Source organism: Phenylobacterium sp., assembly GCF_041920015.1.
GTDB lineage: Bacteria > Pseudomonadota > Alphaproteobacteria > Caulobacterales > Caulobacteraceae > Phenylobacterium.
This window is the reverse complement of the sequence record NZ_JAYRST010000006.1, coordinates 30,820-49,242: the sequence shown is the minus strand read 5'-3', so window position 1 is coordinate 49,242 and position 18,423 is coordinate 30,820. Positions and strand designations below refer to the sequence as shown.

Below are 18,423 nucleotides of genomic sequence, written 5' to 3'. Positions count from 1 at the left end.
TTCGGTGTAGAAAATGCTCCAAATTCAAAGAGTCTTGAGCAAAATCCGATCCAGTCAGATCGGATTTTGCTCTAGGGGCAAGATCAAGGTGAAGGTCGCGCCTTCGCCCGGGGCGCTCGAACAGGCGATTTCGCCGCCGTGCCGCTCGATCACCGCCTGGACGAAGGACAGGCCCAGGCCCACGCCGTCGACGCGGCGCTCGCCCTGCGAGGCGGCGCGATGGAACCGCTGGAACAGGCTCCCGATCTGAGCCGCAGACAGGCCGGGCCCCTGGTCGGAGATCGCGCAGGCGACGGCGGGGCGTCCTCCCAGGGTGGCCGGCGTCAGGCTGCAGGCGATGCGGCTGCGCTCGGGCGAGAACTTCACGGCGTTGTCGATCAGGTTGATGAGGGCGCGGGTCAGCAGCGAGCGGTCCGCCTCCACCACATATTCGCCCTCCAGGCCCATGGTGACGACCTCGATCCCGCGGGCGGAGGACTGCGGCCAGAGATCGTCCACCGCTTCGACCAGCACGTCGCCCAGGTCGAGAAGCTCGATCGCGTACTGGTCGCCTTCGGCGCGGGCGAGGTTCACGAAATTGTCCGCGAGCGCCAGGGTGCGGCGCGCATAGCCGGCGATGCGCTTGGCCAGGTCGGCGGGCGCGCCGAGGCCGGGCGAGCCCAGCAGGGTCAGGATCGAGACCTGGGGCGAGCGCATGTCGTGGGTGAGCAGTTCGAGGATGCGCTCGCGCTGGCGACCGGCGGCTTTCAGCGCGCTGATGTCGGTGAAGCGGACGATCCATCCGGCCGTGGCGCCGGTCTCGTCCGACAGGGGCGTGCGGCGCAGGTGGAAGGCGCGGCCGTCGCGGGCGGCCAGTTCGATCTCCAGGGTCGGGGCGAGGCTGGTGTCGGCCGCTTCCGGCGGGGCGTCGGGGACGACTAGGCCGATCAACTCGGCGAGCGGCCGCCCGGTCAGCGCCTCGGGCGAGGCGGCGTGGAACAGGGCCTCGGCCTCGCGGTTGGCGATCAGCACCTGGCCGGTCAGGTCGGTGACCAGGGTGGCGTCGGGCAGGCCGTGCAGGGCGTCGAGCACCAGCCGGCGCAGGTCGCGCGCCCGCTCGATGGCGCTGTGCATCAGCACGAGCTGGCGGTCGATGACGTCGGTCGGCGGGCCGCGGGGCCGCGAGAGGGCCGACAACAGATCAGGCTCGCGCGAGAACGCTTGCAGTTCCTGGAACATGTAGGCGCTGGTCGCTTCCAGCCGCCGCCAGCTCCACAGCGGATAGACCAGCAGCAGGCCCGCCAGGGCCGCGGTCGGCGGCAGCCAGATCCGGCCGTGCAGATGGATGAGGGCGCTGGCCGCGACGGCGGCGACGCTGAGGCCAGCCCACATCACCAGGTTGAGGCGGGGCCGGAACAACAGGAACCCGGCCAGGGCCAGCCACAGCGGGGCCAGCGAGAAGGCCGCCAGCAGCCCGGGCTGGGCGGGCCTGACCGTCCGCCCGGCGAGCAGGGTGTCGAGCAGGTTGGCCTGCAGTTCGACGCCGGACATGATCTCGGTGTGGTGCGACAGCGGCGTGGCGTAGCGGTCGCCAAGGCCGTCGCCCGTGGCCCCCACCAGCACCAGCTTGTCGCGCAGGAATTCGGGCGGGGTCTCTCCGCGCAGGACGTCGACGAAGGAGATGGTGCGGAAGTGTCCCGGCGGGCCGGCGAACGAAATCAGCATCGGCGACTCGCGCAGCAGCGCCTTTCCCCTCGCGGGCTGAGCGGCGGGCGCGGGCAGGGCCTCGCCGGTCCAGGCGCGGCGCAGGAACTCCATCAGGTGCGGCCAGACCTGGTCGCCGTCGCGTTCGAGCAGGTAGGCGCGGCGGATGACCCCGTCGGCGTCGAATTCGACGTTCACCTGGCCCAGCCCCGCGGCCGCCGACCCGATCGGCTCGACCGGCGCCACCAGGTCGTAGGCCGCGCCGTTGCGGCCCGGAACCTCGAAGGTCAGGGGCAGGAAGATCGGCGGGCCGAGGCGCAGGGCGGCGGCCAGGGCGGCGTCGGCCGCCGGGTCGGGATCGGGCTCGACCAGCAGGACGTCATAGGCGACCGCCCGCGGCCCGGCCTTGGCCAGTTGTTCCAGCAAGGCCGTGTGACGCTGGCGCGGCCAGGGCCAGCGGCCCAGCTCGGCCAGGCTGCGGTTGTCGATGGCGACGATGACGATCTGCGGTTCGGGCGCGCGTACGCCCAGGGAGGCGAGCGCATCGAACACCACGTTGTCGGCGCGTTCGGTGACCCGGCTGAAGGACAGGAACAGAACCAGGGCGGTAGCGGCCAGGGCGACCAGCGCCCACTCGGCGGTCACCCTGCGGCGCGCCGACCGGCCGGGCGGCCGCGCTGTGCCCCCGTCGTCGCTCAACTGCCGATTTCGAACCGCTCGAGGGGCGACCACTTTTCGACGTACCGCCCGGCGGCGAAGGTGCGTGACATGACCCGCCACTCATACACGCCCGGCGGCAACTGGGTGAGGGTCAATTCCTGGGCGGTCAGGCCGGCCTCGTCCACCACCGGGACGGCGGCGCCTTGCTGCAGGAGCTGGAAGCGGTAGGTGCGCTCGCCGGCGCCGGCCGCAGCCCAGCGGAACCGGTAGCGCCGCACGCCGTCCTCGCTGCTGCTGACCGGCGCGCTGACGTTCAGCGTGTTGAGGCGGCGCTCGAAGGCGTAGGTCGCCGGCGCCCCCAGCAGCCCGTTCTCGTCGAAGGCCGCGACGCGCAGGAAATAGACGCCGTCCGCCAAGTCCTCGAACTGCAGGTCCGGCGTCTCGGCGACGGCTTCGCTCAGCACGTCCAGGAAGCCGGCATCGGCGGCGAGGCGTGCGCGATAGGCGCGGGCGGGCGGCCCGTCGGCGACGTGGAAGCGGATCTGAGCCTCGTCCTGCATCCTGCCCGGATTGTCGATCTGCGGCGGCGGAGCCAGGGCCAGGGCGCCGCTGACGCCCGCGGCGGTGACGAGCGCGCCGAAATTGGCCGCCACCGTGGTTTCCTGCGCCTTGGCGTCGACCGCGACCACGCCTTCCACGACCTCGGTCCGGGCGGTGGACGAGGCCGGGTCGTAGGCGACGCGGAACACCGTGCCGCGGACGGCCGACACCGACATGGGGGTGCGGACGGTGTAGCTGTCGCGCGGATTGCGCAGCGGGACGACCTCGGATTCCAGCCGCCCGGCCTCGACGCTGATCTCGCGCCGGACCACGCCGGTCATCTCGACGGCGATCATCCGGCCGAGCCGGACGCGGCTCTGGGACGGCAGCGAAAGCCGCGTGCCGTCCGGCAGGTCCAGGCGCAGGAAGGCGTTGGCGCCGGTGGCGACCACGGTCCCTTCGGCCAGGGTCGCGCCTACCGCGAGCGGGACCGCGCGTCCGGCGAGGCTGGCCTGCACCGAGCCGCGATAGGCGCCGATCCGCGCCTCGATCGGACGGGTGCGCAGCAGGTCGGCCGGCACCTTCAGCCGCTTGCCGACCGCCAGGCGACGCGGATTGGCCACGCCGTTGAGCCGTTGCACCACGCGGTAGTCGCTCGGCTGGAGCAGATAGGCCTGGGCCAGGCCATAGAGCGTGTCGCCGCGCCTCACGACATAGACCTCGGCCGGATCGGCGGCCTGCGCGATGGCGGGCAGGGCGGCGAGGGCCAGGCCCGCCACGACGACCAGGCGCCAGTTCATTGCGCGCTCTCCTCCTCGGCCCAGCCGTCGGTGAGCCGCTCCAGTCGATAGCCGTAGCTGTAGACCGGGGCGAGGCGGAAGCCGTTTTGCGGGCGCAGGTCGAGCTTGGTGCGGATGCGCGAGATGTGCATGTCCAGGGTCCGGGTCGGCAGGTCCGGGTTGCGGCCCCAGATCGCCTCGAGGATATGGCCGCGGGAAAGGGCGCGATGCAGGTTGCGGAACAGCAGCAGCGCCAGGCCGAACTCCTTGGCGGTCAGAGGGGTGAGCTCGCCCCGAAGGGTCACCTGCTCGGCCGGCAGGTTGAAGCTGTAGTCGTCATAGACCTCGATCCCGCCGGCGCCGCGGTCGGGATAGGACCGGCGCAGCAGGGCGTTGACGCGGGCCAGCAGCACGCCGCCCTGGACCGGCTTGATCACATAGTCGTCGGCGCCGCTGTTCAGCCCGGTGACGATGTCGGCCTCGCCCGCGCGGCTGGTGAGCAGCAGGACGGGCGGGCAGGGAGACAGGTTCTTCTGCGCCCAGGTCAGCACCTCGATCCCGCTCATGTCGGGCAGGTTCCAGTCGAGGATGAGCAGGTCGAAGGTTTCGCGACGCAACGAAGCGATCAGCGGAGCGCCCAGGTGGAAACACTGGCAACTATGGCCGCCGCCCACCAGCAATCGCGAGATCGCTTCTCTTTGAGCGTCGTCGTCATCCAACGCCGCGATTCTCATACGCATGCTCGATACAGACCGCAGACCGCCATCGACGCCGCATAAGAACCGGCGCCCAGGGTCACAGTTACAGGCATGGGCCGCGCCTGGGTTGTAAACAAGGGTAAAGGTTCCAGAAGTTTACGCCGCCCCCTTGCCGTTCTGGGCTACCCGGGGCGGGCTTCCTTCCCCGGGAGGGAGCGCGTCATCCCCGTTGTCCCGATGAATTTCGCACTCTTTATCTCCTGTTTTCTGGCCATCTGGCTAGTCACGGTCACAGTGCTCGGGCGCGCCCTGAAGCGCAGCCTCGCGGCGCCTTCGGCCGGGCCGTCCCGCTGACGCCATGGCCTCGGAGCTTCCCGGACCTCAATCCCACGACGATATCGCCAACTGGCTGCTGCGGCTGAGCGAGGCGCTCACTCGGCTGAACAACGGCCTGCTTTGGGCGGGCGCCTCGCCGGGCGAGCTGGAGCGGATCCTGGCGCCGGCTCATCTGGAGGGCAGCCATCTGGCGATCGACGTCGGCCATGCGGCCGCCTGCATGCGCCGGTTCGCCGAGGTGCTGTCGGGCGCGGGCTCGGCGCAGTCCTCGCCGGGCGTTTCGGTCTGGGAGGACCTGATCCTGGGCCTGCGCACCATGCTGGCCGCCTGCGCGGCGGACAGCGCCCTGTGGTCGGCCGGCGCCGCGCCCGACCTCTTCGCCGAGCTACGGGCGACGGTCTATGCGCTCGAGCGCCTGTGCGGGCACTTCGAGCGCATCCATTAGGCTGGTACGACCGGGGGCAGCCGGTAGATGCCCACCTGCATCTCGATCTTGGGCAGGTAGGCGCGCATGAACAGCGCAAAGCGCGCGTCGGGCGCGGGCAGCCAGTTGCCGACATGCTCCTCGGCGGGAGGCTCGTGGCCGATCCAGATGTCGAGCGAGCCGTCTTCGTTATAGGTCAGCCCTTCGGTGCGGTCGCCGATGGCGTAGCGGTTGATCGGATTGTCGGCGAAGAAGAACTGCCCGTCGTCGGTGGCTTCGTAGAGGCTCAGCGACCAGAAGCTGTCGACGGCCGGCAGCCGGTCGGCCGGGAAGTGCAGACGCCACTGGCGCGAGCCGTCGTAGAGGGCGCGCGCCTCGCCCTGGCCGCGCATGTACATCGCCTCCACCGGCGGCAGGGCGGCCAGGCCCGCCAGGGCGATCAGGGCGCGGTAGGCGTAGCTCTGGCCGAAGTCGCCGAGTTCGGCGCGCGGATAGGACCAGCCGTCGATCCACTGGACCCCGCCGACCCGGCGGCTGCGGATCAGCACCTTGGCGTCGGCCACGCCCGCCTCGATGGCGCCGGCCTCTTCGGTGGTGAAGCGTGCGGGATCGAACTTGCCCGCGCCGAGCCCCAGCGGGGCGATGCGGCGCAGCAGGGCCAGATCGGTGGCCGCAGGCCGGTTGAGGGTCATCAGCTCGTCCACCGCGGCGAAGTAGTCCTGCCAGGGGGCGTGGCGGTTCGCGAAGGTCTTGGATGGCGGCGCGGCCGGTCCCTGGGCCGAGACGCCGGCCTGCACGGCGCGGGCGCCGTCCAGGTCCGAGGCGCCGGCCACCAGGATGCGGGCCAGGGCCCAGACGTGGTTGGTCGGAGAGCGGACGACATTGTCGCCCTCGGCGGCGTCGCTCGGGCCCACGATGCGGAAGACGCCGCCTTCGGGCCCGGTGGTGCGGGTTCCCAGGACCGCGAAGTTGTTGGTGTAGGCGTCCATCAGCGCCAGCGAGATGTAGCGGTCGCCCGCCGCGGGCAGGTGGATGGTGACCGGGCCGGCCGACAGGTCGAGCTGGGCGCTGGAATAGAGGGTGTCGTTGTTGGGCGTGGTCACCGCGCGCGAGCGGTGGTCGGCCAGGTCGCGCATATGACCGAAGCTGTTGACCTCCGCTTGGGAGAACTGGCCGCGTTCGGAACGGGTGCTGGCGATCTCGATCAGCGGCAGGCCGAAGATCCAGGCGTCCTGAGCCGCCAGCTTCAGGTCTTCGAGCGACACATCCGTCATCGGAAAATCCTCCCGCCCACGCATCGGGCAAGGTCGCAAACTGCCCCGGACCCAGGCCGGGCGCAACGCGGCCAAGCTCAGTTTTTGCGCATCCAGAACGAGGCGCCATAGAGGTTCAGCCCCTCCAGCGGGCCGCGGCGCAGCGCCTGGGCGGCGCGGGCGGCCAACGCCGTATCCTGGCCGACGAACCAGCAGGGGAAGACGATCTCGAAGGCGTCCGGCGCATAGAGCAGGGCGGTGGCCAGCAGGTACTGCTCGTTCCACATCCGGTGCAGGTGGCCGCCGATGTAGTCGTCGGGCAGGTAGATGTCGTGGATCTGGATCAGGACCCCGGGCTTCAGCCGCGGCAGGATCTCCAGGAAGAACACCGTCACGTCCGAGTTCTGGAACGCCCGGTGCGAGGAATCGAGGAAGAAGATGTCGCCCGGCTCCAGGGCCTCGACCATGGCCGGATCGCAGGCCTCCAGCGGCTTGCGCAGGATCTGGTCGCAGAGCCCGTCGATCTCGTTGCGCGGCTGCGGGTCGATGGAGATCAGCTTGGTGCGCAGCCCATAGCGGCTCACCGCCCGGCGCGCGAACTTGGTCGAGACGCCCGAGCCGATCTCCACGAAGCGGCCGGGATTGGTCTTGCGCAGCACGTGGGTGAGGGCCATGGCGTCCAGCGGCGGGAACCAGGCGTTCAGCCAGAACGGCTCGGCGTCCTCGTAGCGGCCGCCCATCGGGGTTTCGCAGAAGTCGCCGTGCAGGGCGGCCATCTCGTCGATCATCGCGCCATAGCGCTCGCGGCCCGCGCCGATCAGGGCCTCCAGCCCCGCATGGGCCGGGCGTCCGCCGCCGTAGCGCACCGCCGCGCGATAGGGATAGTCGACGACCTTGAACGCGTGCGCGCCGCCCTCGCTGGCGAAGGCGGGATGGGCTGGAACCTGCGCCTGGCCGGCGCGGGCATAGGCGGCGGCCGCCTCGTCCGCCGCGCCGCTGCGGGCCAGGGCCGCGCCCAGGTCGCGCCAGGCGCCGGCGTCGTCCGGGGCGAGTTGCGCGGCTTGCCGCAACAGGGTCACGCCTTCGCCTGCCTGCCCAAGCTTGAAGCGGGTCACGCCCAGAAAGCGAAGCGCGACCGGGTGGTCGGGCGCGGCCTCCAGCACGCGCTGGAACAGCAGCTCGGCGTGGTTCAGGAAATGCTCGCGCAGGCGGACCTGGCCGATGTCGAGGTCGCGCTGGCTGGCAGGATCGAGCGGTGCGGCCATGCGGGTCCTCTTCGGCGGGGAGCGCAAGCTACGACGACATCCAGCGCCCGCGCCATCCCCGGTCGAGCCGCCGGCGGCCGGCGAGCGGATTTGCAGGTTGTGGCGCCGGAGACTCGCGCTCAAATCGAGTCCTTTGCGGGCGAGCGCTTTGGGGGAACAGGAATGACCGGCGTCTTTGGAACGAAAACCCTGGCGGGGCTGCTGATGGCCACGGCGCTGGCGTTGCCCGCGGTCGCGCAGGGCGAGCCGACCGAGGCCATGCGCCAGGTCGCGGTCGCCGGCGTCGAGGCGCGGGCCAAGCTGTCCCAGGAGATGGTCGATTCCGTCTACAGCTTCGCCGAGCCGGGCTTCCAGGAGGTCAAGACCTCCGAATACCTGACGGCGATCCTGGAGAAGAACGGCTTCAAGATCGAACGCGGCGTGGCGGGCATCCCCACCGCCTGGACCGCCACCTGGGGAAGCGGCGGGCCGGTGATCGCGCTGGGCAGCGACATCGACGCCTTGCTGGGCCTGTCGCAGGTTCCCGGTGATCCGAACGTCAAGCCGCAGGTCGAGGGCGCGCCGGGCCACGGCGAGGGCCACAACTCCGGCATGCCGATGATGATCGTCGCGGCCCTGGCGGCCAAGGACGTCATGGAGAAGAACAAGATCCCCGGCCGGCTGATGTTGTGGCCCGGCGTGGCCGAGGAGTTGCTGGCGACCAAGGCCTTCTACGTCCGCGCCGGCCTCTTCAAGGATGTCGACGCCTCGATCTTCGCCCATGTCAGCCGTGACTTCGCGACCGGCTGGGGGCCGATGGGCAACACCGGCATGGTGTCGGTGGAATACACCTTCCACGGCAAGACGGCGCACGCCGCCGGCCAGCCCTGGTCGGGCCGCAGCGCCCTGGACGGCGTGGAGCTGATGAACATCGCCTGGAACATGCGGCGCGAGCATCTGCCCCTGACCCAGCGCTCGCACTACGTCATCACCAATGGCGGCGGCCAGCCGAACATCGTGCCGGGCGTGGCCAGCGTCTGGTACTATTTCCGCGAAAATTCCTTCCAGTCGATCCGCGAGCTCTACGACCTCGGCAACACCATTTCCGAGGCGGCGGCCAAGGCGACCGGCACGAGCGTCGAGCGGCGGGTGCTGGGCTATGCGGCCCCGAACTACGGCAACAAGCCGCTGGCCGAGGCCGCCTACGCCAACATCAAGCGGGTGGGCATGCCCAAGTGGTCGGCCGACGACCAGGCCTTCGCCAAGGCGGTGCAGGAGGCCAACGGCTTCAAGCTGGAGCCGCTGGCCGGCGAGGTGGCCGCGCTCTCGACGCCCGACACCCGCGGACCGGCCATGGGCGGCGGCTCCGACGATATCGGCGACATCATGTGGACCGTGCCGACCATCACCGTCCGCTACCCGTCGAACATTCCCAATGCGATCGCCCATAACGTGACCTCGGCCATGGCGATGACCACGCCGATCGCCCACAAGGGCGTCGAGGCCGGCGCCAAGGCGGTGGCCCTGACCGTGCTGGACCTTGTCACCACGCCGAAGCTGGTCGAGGACGCCAAGGCCTATTTCCACGACGTCCAGCTCAAGGACCAGAAGTACGACCCGACCCTGGGGCCGGACGACAAGCCTGCGATCCACCTGAACAAGGAGATCATGGAGCAGATGCGGCCGAAGATGGAGCCGTATTACTACAACCCCAGGAAATATAAGACCTATCTCGACCAGATCGGGGTCGGGTATCCGGCGGCCAGGTAGCTCCGCCTCGCTGGCGGAGCAGGCCTCTTGCCGATCTCGGGATATAGTGGCACGATAAATGCCATAATATCCTGGGAGGCGATCATGAAGCTGTCGAGATGGCTGGGCGCCAGCGTGCTGGTCCTGGCGGCGGGGGTTGCCGTGGCGGCGGCGAACCGCACCGCGATCTTCTCGATGATCGCCCGCTCGCGCCTGCCGCCGGTGGCGCCCAACCAGCCGGTGGAATGGGTGCAGGGCCCGGCGGCGCCGGCCAGCCAGGCGCGGCCGCCGAACGTGGTGTTCATCCTGGCCGACGACCTCGGCTACAACGACCTCAGCTTCAACGGCGGCGGCGTGGCCGACGGGACGGTGAAGACCCCGGCCATCGATTCCATCGGCCGGGAGGGCGTGACCTTCGACAACGGCTACGCCGGTAACGCCACCTGCGCGCCCTCGCGCGCGGCCATCCTGACCGGCCGCTATCCGACCCGTTTCGGCTTCGAGTTCACGCCCGCGCCGGTCGCCTTCGAACGGATGGTCGGCACCGAGGCCGAGCCGGGTGCGATCGTGAAGCCGAAGTTCTTCCCCGAGCGCATCAAGGACATGCCGCCCGGCAGCACGGCGCGCACGCCCCTGGCGGTCAACGAGCTGAGCGTGCCGGCCAGCGAGATCACCATCGCCGAGGTGCTGAAGACCCGCGGCTACCACACCATCCACCTGGGCAAGTGGCACCTGGGCGGCAAGGCCGGTTCGCGCCCCGAGGACCAGGGGTTCGACGAGAGCCTGGGCTTCATGGCCGGCGGCTCGATGTACCTGCCCGAGAAGGACCCGAGCGTCGTCAATTCCAAGCAGCCGTGGGACGCCATCGACCGCTTCCTGTGGCCGAACCTGCCCTATGCGGTGCAGTACAACGGCTCGCCGATGTTCGCCCCGCGCGGCTACATGACCGACTACCTGGCCGACGAGGCGGTGAAGGCGATCAAGGCCAACCGCAACCGGCCCTTCTTCCTCTATTTCGCGCCGAACGCGCTCCACACGCCTTTGCAGGCCAAGAAGGCGGACTACGACGCCCTGCCGCAGATCAAGGACCATCGCGAGCGAGTCTATGGGGCCATGGCGCGCAATCTCGACGCCAATGTCGGCCGCATCCTCCAGGCGCTGAAGGACGAGGGGCTGGACCAGAACACCCTGGTCATCTTCACCAGCGACAACGGCGGCGCCGGCTATGTCGGCCTGCCCGACCTCAACAAGCCCTATCGCGGCTTCAAGTCGACCTTCTTCGAGGGCGGCGTCCACGCGCCGTTCTTCATGCGCTGGCCGGGCGTGATCGCGCCAGGCAGCCGCTATGGCTATCCGGTCGGGCACATCGACATCTTCGCGACCGCGGCCGGCGCGGCGGGGGCGGCGGTGCCGACCGACCGGCCGATCGACGGCGTCGACCTGCGGCCCTATCTGGACGGCCGGAACGCGGCGCGGCCGCACCAGACCCTGTTCTGGCGCTCGGGCCAGTACAAGACCGTGCTGGACGGCGACTGGAAGCTCCAGGTCAACGGCGCGCGGGGCAAGGTCTGGCTCTACGACCTGGCCAGCGACCCGACCGAGCAGCGCGACCTTTCCGTTTCGCGCCCCGACAAGGTCAAAGCCCTGCAGGCGCTGCTGGCCGAGCAGGACGCGCGCAGCGTCAAGCCGATCTGGCCCTCGCTGCTGCAGGGCCCGGTGTTCATCGACAAGCCCGGCGGCGTTCCCCAGAAGGCCGGCGACGAATACATCCTCTGGGACAATTGAGGCGGCCATGTCCCTGCTGGCCCCCGCCGCCAACGACCAGTACCGCGGCGCCCGCGCCTCGGCCTGGTTCCTCGCCCTGGCCGGGCTCCTGACCCTGGTTCCCGGCATGATCCACGCCTTCCTGCCGGACGGCGGGGCGGGCAGCATCGCCGGGCTGGACATGGGCGATCGGCGCGAACTGGTCGTGGCCCTGTTCGCTTGGCACGGGGCGACGCAGATCGCCTACGGCCTGGCCATGATCGCCGTCGCCTTGCGCTATCGCAGCCTGACGCCGCTGTTCCTGACGCTGTTCGTGCTGGAGCGGGCGCTGCTGACGCTTAACGCCTGGGGGCCGGGCGCGGCCGCCCCCAGCCATCGCCCGCCCGAACATTACGGCAGCCTGGCGGGTCTGGTGCTGGGCCTGGTCTTCCTGGCCCTGTCGCTGCGGCGGCCAGGCGGCTAGAAGCCGGCGCCCGGCCGGGTGCGGATGTTGAGCTGGCCGGCCAGGCCCGCCGTGCGGTGATGCTCGATGGCGTGCATCTGCGGCGACATCGCCATCTGCTGGAAGGCCGCGAGCGAGGGATATTCGGCCAGGGCCACCATGTCCCACAGTTCCTCGACCTCGCCGATCAGCAGGCCGGTGACCTGGCCGCCATAGCGGATCTTGCCGCCCAGGGCCTCGACCAGCTTGCGCACGTCCTCGGCATAGCGGGCATAGGCCTCCGCGCCGGTGAGATGGGCGTCCGAGCCGTCGGCGTACTCGGCCTTCGGCTTGAACTTGAGCAGATTGACCATGACGAAGGGGCCATCCTCGGCGCCCCCGAAGAAATCCATGGCCTGCTCGGGCGGCGGATAGACGGCGTTGAGGACCTGCATGGCCGCGCTCCTTAAGTCCGGGTCCGGGAAATCAGCCCGTCGATCACCGCGACGATGTCGCTCGGGCAGTCCTCCTGCAGGAAGTGACCGCCCTTGAGCGTGACGTGCGGCTGGCCCTTCGCGCCGGGCACACGGGCCTGGAAGACCGCCTCGCCGCCCTTGCTGACGGGATCGCCGTCGCTGAAGGCGGTGACCAGCGGGCGCTCGAACGCCTCCAGCGTCTTCCAGGCTTCGAGGTTCTCGGGGATGGAGGCGTGCTCCGGCGTCACCGGCACCAGCGCCGGAAACTGGCGCGCGCCTTCCTTGTAGCTCTCGTCCGGGAACGGCGCGTCATAGGCGGCGACCTCTTCCGGCGACAGGTCTCGCGCCGCGCCGCCGTTGACGATCATGCCGACCGGCAGGGCCGGGACCGACTGGCTGAACGTCAGCCAGGCCTTGAATCCGTCGGTCATGCCCGTCCCGGTGGGCAGGCCGGTGTTGGCGACCACCACGCCGGCGAAGCGCTCGGGAAAGGCCGCCACCAGGCGCAGGCCGATCAGCCCGCCCCAGTCCTGGCAGAACAGGGTAAGGCCCGTCAGGTCCAGGCCGGTCAGCCACTGGCTCATCCAGGCGACGTGCCGCTCGAAGGTGTAGTCGGCGCGGGCGGCCGGCTTGTCGGAACGGCCAAAGCCGATCAGGTCGGGCGCGATCACCCGGCGGCCGCGGGCGACCAGGCCGGCGATGACCTTGCGGTAGAGATAGGCCCAGGACGGCTCGCCGTGCATCAGCAGCACCGGGGCGCCGTCGCGCGGCCCCTCGTCGACATAGTGCAGGCGCATGTGCGTTCCGTCGGCGTCGATGATCTCCGCATAGCGCGGGGCGTAGGGCCAGTCCGCGAGATCTTCGAACCTTGCGTCCGGCGTCCGCAACACCTGCATCGGTTGCTCCATTTTTGCGCTGGTCATTTCCAAAACTAATGACACTATGAATGTCATTATATGCGGCGGTCAAGCCGCGGCCATGGGTGAGGAACCATGTCTCGAGGCGGAAAGATCGCGCTGGGGATCGCGGCGGCCGTGATCCTGGCGGGGGTGGGGCTGTGGGCGGCGCGCGGGGCGCTGGCTGTCGCGGCGATGGAGCGGATCTACGACCGCGCCATGAACGCCGACCCCTATGCGGGGTTGCCGGATGGGCTGCATGTCGGGCTCTGCGGGTCGGGTTCGCCCATGCCCGATCCCGGCCGCGCGGGGCCGTGTACGGTGGTGCTGGCCGGACGCCAGCTCTTCGTGATCGATTCCGGGGCGGGCAGCGTGAAGAACCTGGCGCTGATGAACCTGCCGCCCGGACGGGTGGACGCGGTGTTCCTGACCCACCTGCACTCCGACCATATCGACGGCCTGGGCGAGCTGATGCTGCAGCGCTGGGCCGGCGGGGGCCGCGATGCGCCGGTTCCGATATGGGGGCCGAGCGGAGTCGAGACCGTGGTGGCGGGCTTCACCGACGCCTATCGCATCGACAGCGGATTCCGCATCGCCCACCACGGCCCCAAGGTGGTTCCGCCGGCCGGCTTCGGCGGCGTGGCCCGTCCGTTCGATCCGCCCGCGGAGGGGCCGGACCTGGTGCTGATCGACACGCCGGACCTGAAGGTCAGCGCCTTCCCGGTGCGTCACGAGCCGGTGGAGCCGGCCGTGGGCTACAAGTTCGTCTACAAGGGCCGCAGTGTCGTGATCAGCGGCGACACGGCCGCCTCGCCGCGCGTGGAGGCCGCCGCCAAGGGCGCGGACGTGCTGGTGCACGAGGGGCTCGCGCCGAACCTGGTGGCGATGCAGACGAACGCGGCCAAGGCGCACGGGCGCGCGAACCTGGCGGCCATCACCCACGACATCCTGTCCTACCACACCCCGCCGGAAGAGGCGACGGCCATCGCCCAGCGGGCCGGCGCGCGCTACCTGCTGTTCACCCACATCATCCCGCCCCTGCCGATGCGGGCGCTGGAAGGCCCGTTCCTGGGCCGCTCGCGCGAGATATTCTCAGGCGAAGTGCGCGTCGGCCACGACGGGGACTTCCTCAGCCTGCCGACCGGCGGGACACAGATCACCCGCACCAACCGGCTGGCGATCTTCCAATGACGAGGGCCGCAGAGATGAAGACTCCCATTCCGCTCTCCGGGGCGCCCGGTTCGCCCTATACCCGCAAGATGCTGGCGGTGCTGCGCTATCGCCGCATCCCCTATCGCTTCCTGCCGCCCTCGGGGCCGGCGTTGAAGGGGTTGCCGCAGCCGAAGGTCTCGTTGCTGCCCACCTTCTATCTGCCCGACGAGACCGGCGAGCTGCATGCGGTGACCGACTCCACCCCGATCATCCGGCGACTGGAGCGCGAGCACGAGGGCCGCAGCCTGATCCCGGCCGATCCGGCGCTCGCCTTCCTCGACGAACTGATCGAGGACTATGCCGACGAATGGCTGACCAAGGCGATGTTCCACTATCGCTGGTCCTACGAGGCCGACATCGCCAAGGCCGCGGCGCTGCTGCCCTGCTGGCGCGGCTTCTGCATTCCCGACGATGAACTGGCCGCGCGCGGGCGCATGGTCGCCGAACGCCAGATCGGCAGGTTGCGTTATGTCGGCTCCAATCCCGGAACCGGGCCGGTGATCGAGGCGAGCTATCGCCGGTTCCTCGAGCTGTTCGAGGCGCACCTGCGCGACCGGCCCTATCTGATGGGCGAGCGTCCCGGCGCCAGCGACTTCGCCGCCTTCGGCCAGTTGACCCAGCTCGCCGAGTTCGATCCGACCCCTGCGGCCCTGACGCTGCAGGTCGCCCCGCGCGTCGCCGCCTGGGTCGGGCTGATGGAGGACCAGTCGGGCCTGGAGCCGGGGGCGCAGGACTGGCTGGATCTCGCCGCGCCCCCGGCGACGCTGAAGCCGCTGCTGGCCGAGATCGGCCGCACCTATGTCCCGTTGATGCTGGCCAACGCCAGGGCGGTGACGGCCGGCGCCGAGGAGGTCCAGGCCGTGGTCGACGGCCAGGCGTGGCGCCAGCAACCCTTCCCCTATCAGGCCAAGTGCCTGAAGTGGCTGCGGGAGTCGCACGCCGCCTTGAATGGCGAGGCGCGGGCTCGGGTCGACGGCTTGCTGGCGGGCACGGGCTGCGAGGCGCTGTTCGACGCCGGAGCTTGAACGGCGGGCGCGATCGGATCTAGTCAGACGCCCGTGGGCAGCGAGGCGTGGGCGTGGCGGAGCAGGACGAGATTGAGGACGGCCGGCGCCGTCGCGGCCAGGACAATCGCGCCCGCATCGTCGCGGCCATGCTGGAGATGATCCGTGACGGCGAGGTCAGCCCCGTCGCCGAGCAGGTGGCCGAGCGCGCGCAGGTGGGTCTGCGCACCGTCTTCCGGCACTTCAAGGACATGGATAGCCTCTATAGCGAGATGTCCGAGGTGATTGAGCGCGAGGTGCGGGCGATCTCCGAGCAGCCGTTCAGGAGCGCCGAGCCGCGGGGCCGGGTGCTGGAACTGGTCGCCCGTCGCGGCGAGGCTTTCGAGAAGATCGCGCCCTTCAAGCGGGCGTCCGAGGCGCTGCGTCACCGCTCGCAATTCCTGGACGCCGACAGCAATCGCCTGGTCGTGGCCCTGCGCGCCATACTGGAGCATATCGCTCCGCCCGAGGTGGTCGCCGACCGCGAGCGGCTGGAAACGCTGGACCTGCTGCTGAGCTGGGAGAGCTGGGCCCGTCTGCGGCGTGAGCAGGGCCTCTCGCCGGTCCAGGCCCGCAAGGTGCTGGAAAGCGCGGTCGGCCGCGTGCTGGACGCTATTTAGGCCCTGGCCGCCTTCGCGGCCGCCTCGACGCGGTCGCGGGCGGCCAGCATCAGGGTGGAACTGGCCTTGGCCAGCACCTTGCCCTCGCCGTCCAGCAGCCGACCCTCGAAGAAGCAGGTGCGCTTGCCGCGTCGCTCGACCCAGGCCTCGGCGATCACCCGGCCCGGGCGGGCCGGGGCGAAGAAGCTGACCTTCAGCTCCAGCGACATCGGGGTGACGTCCGGGCCGGCCATGGCCATGGCCGCGTGCGCCATCGCCGCGTCGATCCAGCCGGTGACGAACCCGCCCTGCACCACCCCGCCGGAGTGGCACATGTGCATGCCCGCCTCGTACTCGATCGTGGCGCGGCCCTCCGGGTCCATGGAGACCCGGCGCACGAAGCCGAGGGTCTTGTTCAGGTCCTGCGCGGTTTCGGCCTCGTCCATCAGCCCGCGAACCCGCTCACCAGCACCTTGCCGCCCTCGCCGGGGGCCAGGATCGCGCGGCGGCCCAGCGGGTCGGTCGCGATCATTTCACCGACCACGGCCGTATCGTCCGGCGGCGTCATGGCGATGATGCGGGCGCCCGCCGGCGTGCGGGCCACCACCACCCCGCGCGGAGCGGGGCCGGCATAGTCGATGGTGTAGGTCTCCACCGCCGCTTCGCCGACATGGGTCTGGTCGAGGACCGGGGCGGCCCAGCCGTCGATCTGCGCCTGCAAGGGCTTTGAATCGAACGGCTGGAAGTCGCGCGCCTGGGTCGAATAGAGGCCGACGGAATATTTCGACAGGAAGCCGCCATTGGCGCCGACCAGCCCCACGGCGCCGGGTCGCGCACGCAGGCGGCGGATCATCTCTGCGATGGCGTGCATGGAATAGTTGTTCCCCGCGCCGCCGAAGAACGGCAGGCCGCCGGTCACGGTCAGGCCGCGCGGATCGTCGGGCGCCAGGCCCAGGTCGTCGCAGATGTTGAACACCGCGATCGGGAAGCAGGAATAGAGGTCGAAGACGTCGATATCGGCCAGGGAAACGCCCGCGACCTCCATGGCGCGCCGGACCGCGGCGGTCGAGGCCGGGCTCTTCGACAGGTCCTGCCGCTGGACCGGCGTGCGTTCCTTCACGTCCGCCCCGCCCCAGAGATAGACCCAGCGGTCTTCGGGCACGCCAAGTTCGCGCGCCTTGCGCACCGAGGTCATCAGCACGGCCGCGCCCTGGTTGGCCTGGTCGCGCGCCACCATCCGGCGCGGGAAGGGATCGCTGGTCAGGCGGTTGGGCCCGGTCACGGTGGCCAGGTCCTCGGCCGAATAGACCTCCTGGCTCATGGCGTGCGGATTGCCGTGAGCGACCTGGGTGAAGGGGGCGAACAGCCTGCCCATCTCCAGGGCGTAGCTCGCCCGGTCCTTGCCCTCGCGGGCGCGGCGGGCGTTCTCGAACAGGGCGTAGACCGAGATCGGCGTGCGCGCGCCGTGGCCGGCGAGGTCCGAGGTCAGCAGCCCTTCCATCCCATAGCCGCGGTCTTCGAGCTGACCGCCGATCGCCTCGCTCCAGTCGCGGCTCTCGCCCTTGCCGGCCAGGTGGCGGACGGTGGAGATCGCTTCGGAGCCGACCATCAGCGCCACGCCCGTCTCGCCGCTGGCGATGGCGTGGGCGAACTCGTTGACCAGGTGCTGCGGCCCCTGGCCCCCGACCACCTCCAGGATGGCGTGCCGCGGGTCCGCGCCGATGCGGGCGGCGACCGAGCGGGGGAAGTTGTCGGCCGCGCCGAACGGCGGCTTGGCGCCGGGGCCGGAGACCTCGAACTGGCGAATGGCGGCGATCACGTCGATCTGGCCGGCGATGTCGCCCGCGCCCGCGTCCTCGATGGCGGCCTTGGCCGCCGCCGCGGCCAGGGCGGCCGGCGACAGGGCGGCGTAGCCGGGCGCGTCGATCCGCTCGGAGGCCTCGCCGACGCCGATGATGACGGGGGTGTTGTCGTTGATGCTCATCTGTCCTCGCTCGGGGCGACCCCGATCCCTCGGAGCGCCGTATCGACCAGGTCGGTGGTGAAGGCGTCCATCTTTGCGACCATCGCGCCACGTAAACGCAAGGGGGTGGTGGCGACGTGATTGACCACGCCGCCGACGATCAGGTCCATCAGCAGGCCCGGATTGACCTGGCCGCCGATCTCGCCGCGGGCGATGGCGCGCCGCACGATGGCGCGGCCCTGGCGGATGGTCGCCTCGACATAGGGGGCGGTGGCGCTGCGCACTTCGGGATGACGCTCGCCGTCCATGGCCATCCAGCGGGCGACGCGGGCGTTGTCGCCGGCATAGGCGGCGAACACCTGGCGGGCCAGGGCGATCAGGTCGCCGCGCAAGGCTCCGCTGTCGATCTTCGCCGGCGCCAGCCAGCGCGCCTCCAGCGTCTGGCGCAGCAGGTCCTGGCGGTCGCTCCAGCGGCGATAGAGCCCGGCCTTGCCGACGCCCGAGCGCCGGGCCAGGGCCTCGAACGAAAAGCCGGCCCACCCGGCCTCCGCATAGAGGGCGATGGCCGCGTCGAACACCCGGTCCTCCAGGCCCGGATCGCGCGGGCGGCCGCGCGGCGCGGGCGTTCCGTCAGCCACGCGCGGCGCTCCTGCTTGCGACCGGGTCCGTCATGTGCATATTTT

General features: G+C 70.4%; 17 protein-coding genes. 7 read left to right on the top strand and 10 right to left on the bottom strand.

Annotated elements, in window-relative coordinates:
• Positions 1 to 54 precede the first annotated feature (54 nt).
• Genes ACE3TL_RS02645 through ACE3TL_RS02635 form a run of 3 tightly spaced genes read right to left on the bottom strand, consistent with a single transcriptional unit; the run spans position 55 to position 4,402 of the window.
• Positions 55 to 2,382, bottom strand: a complete 2,328-nt coding sequence (locus ACE3TL_RS02645; protein WP_374577117.1) for a CHASE2 domain-containing protein — start codon at positions 2,380 to 2,382, stop codon at positions 55 to 57.
• Positions 2,379 to 3,683 carry a FecR domain-containing protein gene (locus ACE3TL_RS02640; RefSeq protein ID WP_374577116.1) on the bottom strand — a complete coding sequence of 435 codons (1,305 nt, stop codon included), beginning with the start codon at positions 3,681 to 3,683 and terminating at the stop codon, positions 2,379 to 2,381. Before ACE3TL_RS02640 ends, ACE3TL_RS02645 begins: the two co-directional genes overlap by 4 nt.
• Entirely contained in the window at positions 3,680 to 4,402 is a 723-nt protein-coding gene (locus ACE3TL_RS02635; RefSeq protein WP_374577115.1) for a response regulator transcription factor, read from the bottom strand. The genes ACE3TL_RS02640 and ACE3TL_RS02635 overlap by 4 nt, the downstream gene beginning before the upstream one ends.
• A gap of 316 nt (positions 4,403 to 4,718) precedes the next feature.
• On the opposite strand from ACE3TL_RS02635, the gene ACE3TL_RS02630 reads away from it, so the two are divergent.
• On the top strand, positions 4,719 to 5,141 hold the full coding sequence (locus ACE3TL_RS02630) for a hypothetical protein (protein ID WP_374577113.1): 423 nt from the start codon (positions 4,719 to 4,721) through the stop codon (positions 5,139 to 5,141).
• Here ACE3TL_RS02630 and ACE3TL_RS02625 read toward each other — a convergent pair.
• Positions 5,138 to 6,394, bottom strand: coding sequence for a DUF1254 domain-containing protein (locus ACE3TL_RS02625; RefSeq protein WP_374577112.1), 1,257 nt, complete (start codon positions 6,392 to 6,394; stop codon positions 5,138 to 5,140). The genes ACE3TL_RS02630 and ACE3TL_RS02625 overlap by 4 nt on opposite strands.
• A 77-nt stretch (positions 6,395 to 6,471) precedes the next feature.
• Complete coding sequence (locus ACE3TL_RS02620; protein WP_374577111.1) at positions 6,472 to 7,638, bottom strand: class I SAM-dependent methyltransferase; 1,167 nt, start codon at positions 7,636 to 7,638, stop codon at positions 6,472 to 6,474.
• 162 nt (positions 7,639 to 7,800) lie between these two features.
• On the opposite strand from ACE3TL_RS02620, the gene ACE3TL_RS02615 reads away from it, so the two are divergent.
• From ACE3TL_RS02615 to ACE3TL_RS02605, 3 genes are all read left to right on the top strand, one after another.
• Positions 7,801 to 9,387: an amidohydrolase gene (locus tag ACE3TL_RS02615; RefSeq protein ID WP_374577110.1), complete on the top strand. Its 1,587-nt coding sequence runs from the start codon at positions 7,801 to 7,803 to the stop codon at positions 9,385 to 9,387.
• A gap of 84 nt (positions 9,388 to 9,471) precedes the next feature.
• The gene (locus ACE3TL_RS02610; RefSeq protein WP_374577109.1) at positions 9,472 to 11,151 is read left to right on the top strand and encodes a sulfatase-like hydrolase/transferase; all 1,680 of its coding nucleotides are present in this window, start codon (positions 9,472 to 9,474) and stop codon (positions 11,149 to 11,151) included.
• 7 nt (positions 11,152 to 11,158) lie between these two features.
• Entirely contained in the window at positions 11,159 to 11,593 is a 435-nt protein-coding gene (locus ACE3TL_RS02605) for a hypothetical protein (protein WP_374577107.1), read from the top strand.
• Here the strand turns inward: ACE3TL_RS02605 and ACE3TL_RS02600 are convergent.
• Both ACE3TL_RS02600 and ACE3TL_RS02595 read right to left on the bottom strand, forming a co-directional pair.
• Positions 11,590 to 12,006, bottom strand: a complete 417-nt coding sequence (locus ACE3TL_RS02600) for a DUF1330 domain-containing protein (protein WP_374577106.1) — start codon at positions 12,004 to 12,006, stop codon at positions 11,590 to 11,592. The genes ACE3TL_RS02605 and ACE3TL_RS02600 overlap by 4 nt on opposite strands.
• Before the next feature lie 11 nt (positions 12,007 to 12,017).
• Positions 12,018 to 12,923, bottom strand: coding sequence for a haloalkane dehalogenase (locus ACE3TL_RS02595; protein WP_374577105.1), 906 nt, complete (start codon positions 12,921 to 12,923; stop codon positions 12,018 to 12,020).
• A gap of 96 nt (positions 12,924 to 13,019) precedes the next feature.
• On the opposite strand from ACE3TL_RS02595, the gene ACE3TL_RS02590 reads away from it, so the two are divergent.
• The 3 genes from ACE3TL_RS02590 to ACE3TL_RS02580 are packed head-to-tail and all read left to right on the top strand — an operon-like array spanning position 13,020 to position 15,798.
• The gene (locus tag ACE3TL_RS02590) at positions 13,020 to 14,114 is read left to right on the top strand and encodes an MBL fold metallo-hydrolase (protein WP_374577103.1); all 1,095 of its coding nucleotides are present in this window, start codon (positions 13,020 to 13,022) and stop codon (positions 14,112 to 14,114) included.
• A 14-nt stretch (positions 14,115 to 14,128) separates the two neighbouring features.
• The gene (locus ACE3TL_RS02585; RefSeq protein WP_374577102.1) at positions 14,129 to 15,160 is read left to right on the top strand and encodes a glutathione S-transferase family protein; all 1,032 of its coding nucleotides are present in this window, start codon (positions 14,129 to 14,131) and stop codon (positions 15,158 to 15,160) included.
• A gap of 53 nt (positions 15,161 to 15,213) precedes the next feature.
• Complete coding sequence (locus tag ACE3TL_RS02580; RefSeq protein WP_374577101.1) at positions 15,214 to 15,798, top strand: TetR/AcrR family transcriptional regulator; 585 nt, start codon at positions 15,214 to 15,216, stop codon at positions 15,796 to 15,798.
• Here ACE3TL_RS02580 and ACE3TL_RS02575 read toward each other — a convergent pair.
• From ACE3TL_RS02575 to ACE3TL_RS02565, 3 genes are read right to left on the bottom strand one after another with little or no spacing between them, the layout of a single operon-like run.
• Entirely contained in the window at positions 15,795 to 16,223 is a 429-nt protein-coding gene (locus ACE3TL_RS02575) for a PaaI family thioesterase (RefSeq protein ID WP_374577100.1), read from the bottom strand. The two genes, ACE3TL_RS02580 and ACE3TL_RS02575, sit on opposite strands and share 4 nt — an antisense overlap.
• Positions 16,223 to 17,761, bottom strand: a complete 1,539-nt coding sequence (locus ACE3TL_RS02570; protein WP_374577099.1) for an acetyl-CoA acetyltransferase — start codon at positions 17,759 to 17,761, stop codon at positions 16,223 to 16,225. Before ACE3TL_RS02570 ends, ACE3TL_RS02575 begins: the two co-directional genes overlap by 1 nt.
• Positions 17,758 to 18,378 carry a TetR/AcrR family transcriptional regulator gene (locus tag ACE3TL_RS02565; RefSeq protein ID WP_374577098.1) on the bottom strand — a complete coding sequence of 207 codons (621 nt, stop codon included), beginning with the start codon at positions 18,376 to 18,378 and terminating at the stop codon, positions 17,758 to 17,760. The genes ACE3TL_RS02570 and ACE3TL_RS02565 overlap by 4 nt, the downstream gene beginning before the upstream one ends.
• Positions 18,379 to 18,423 lie beyond the last annotated feature (45 nt).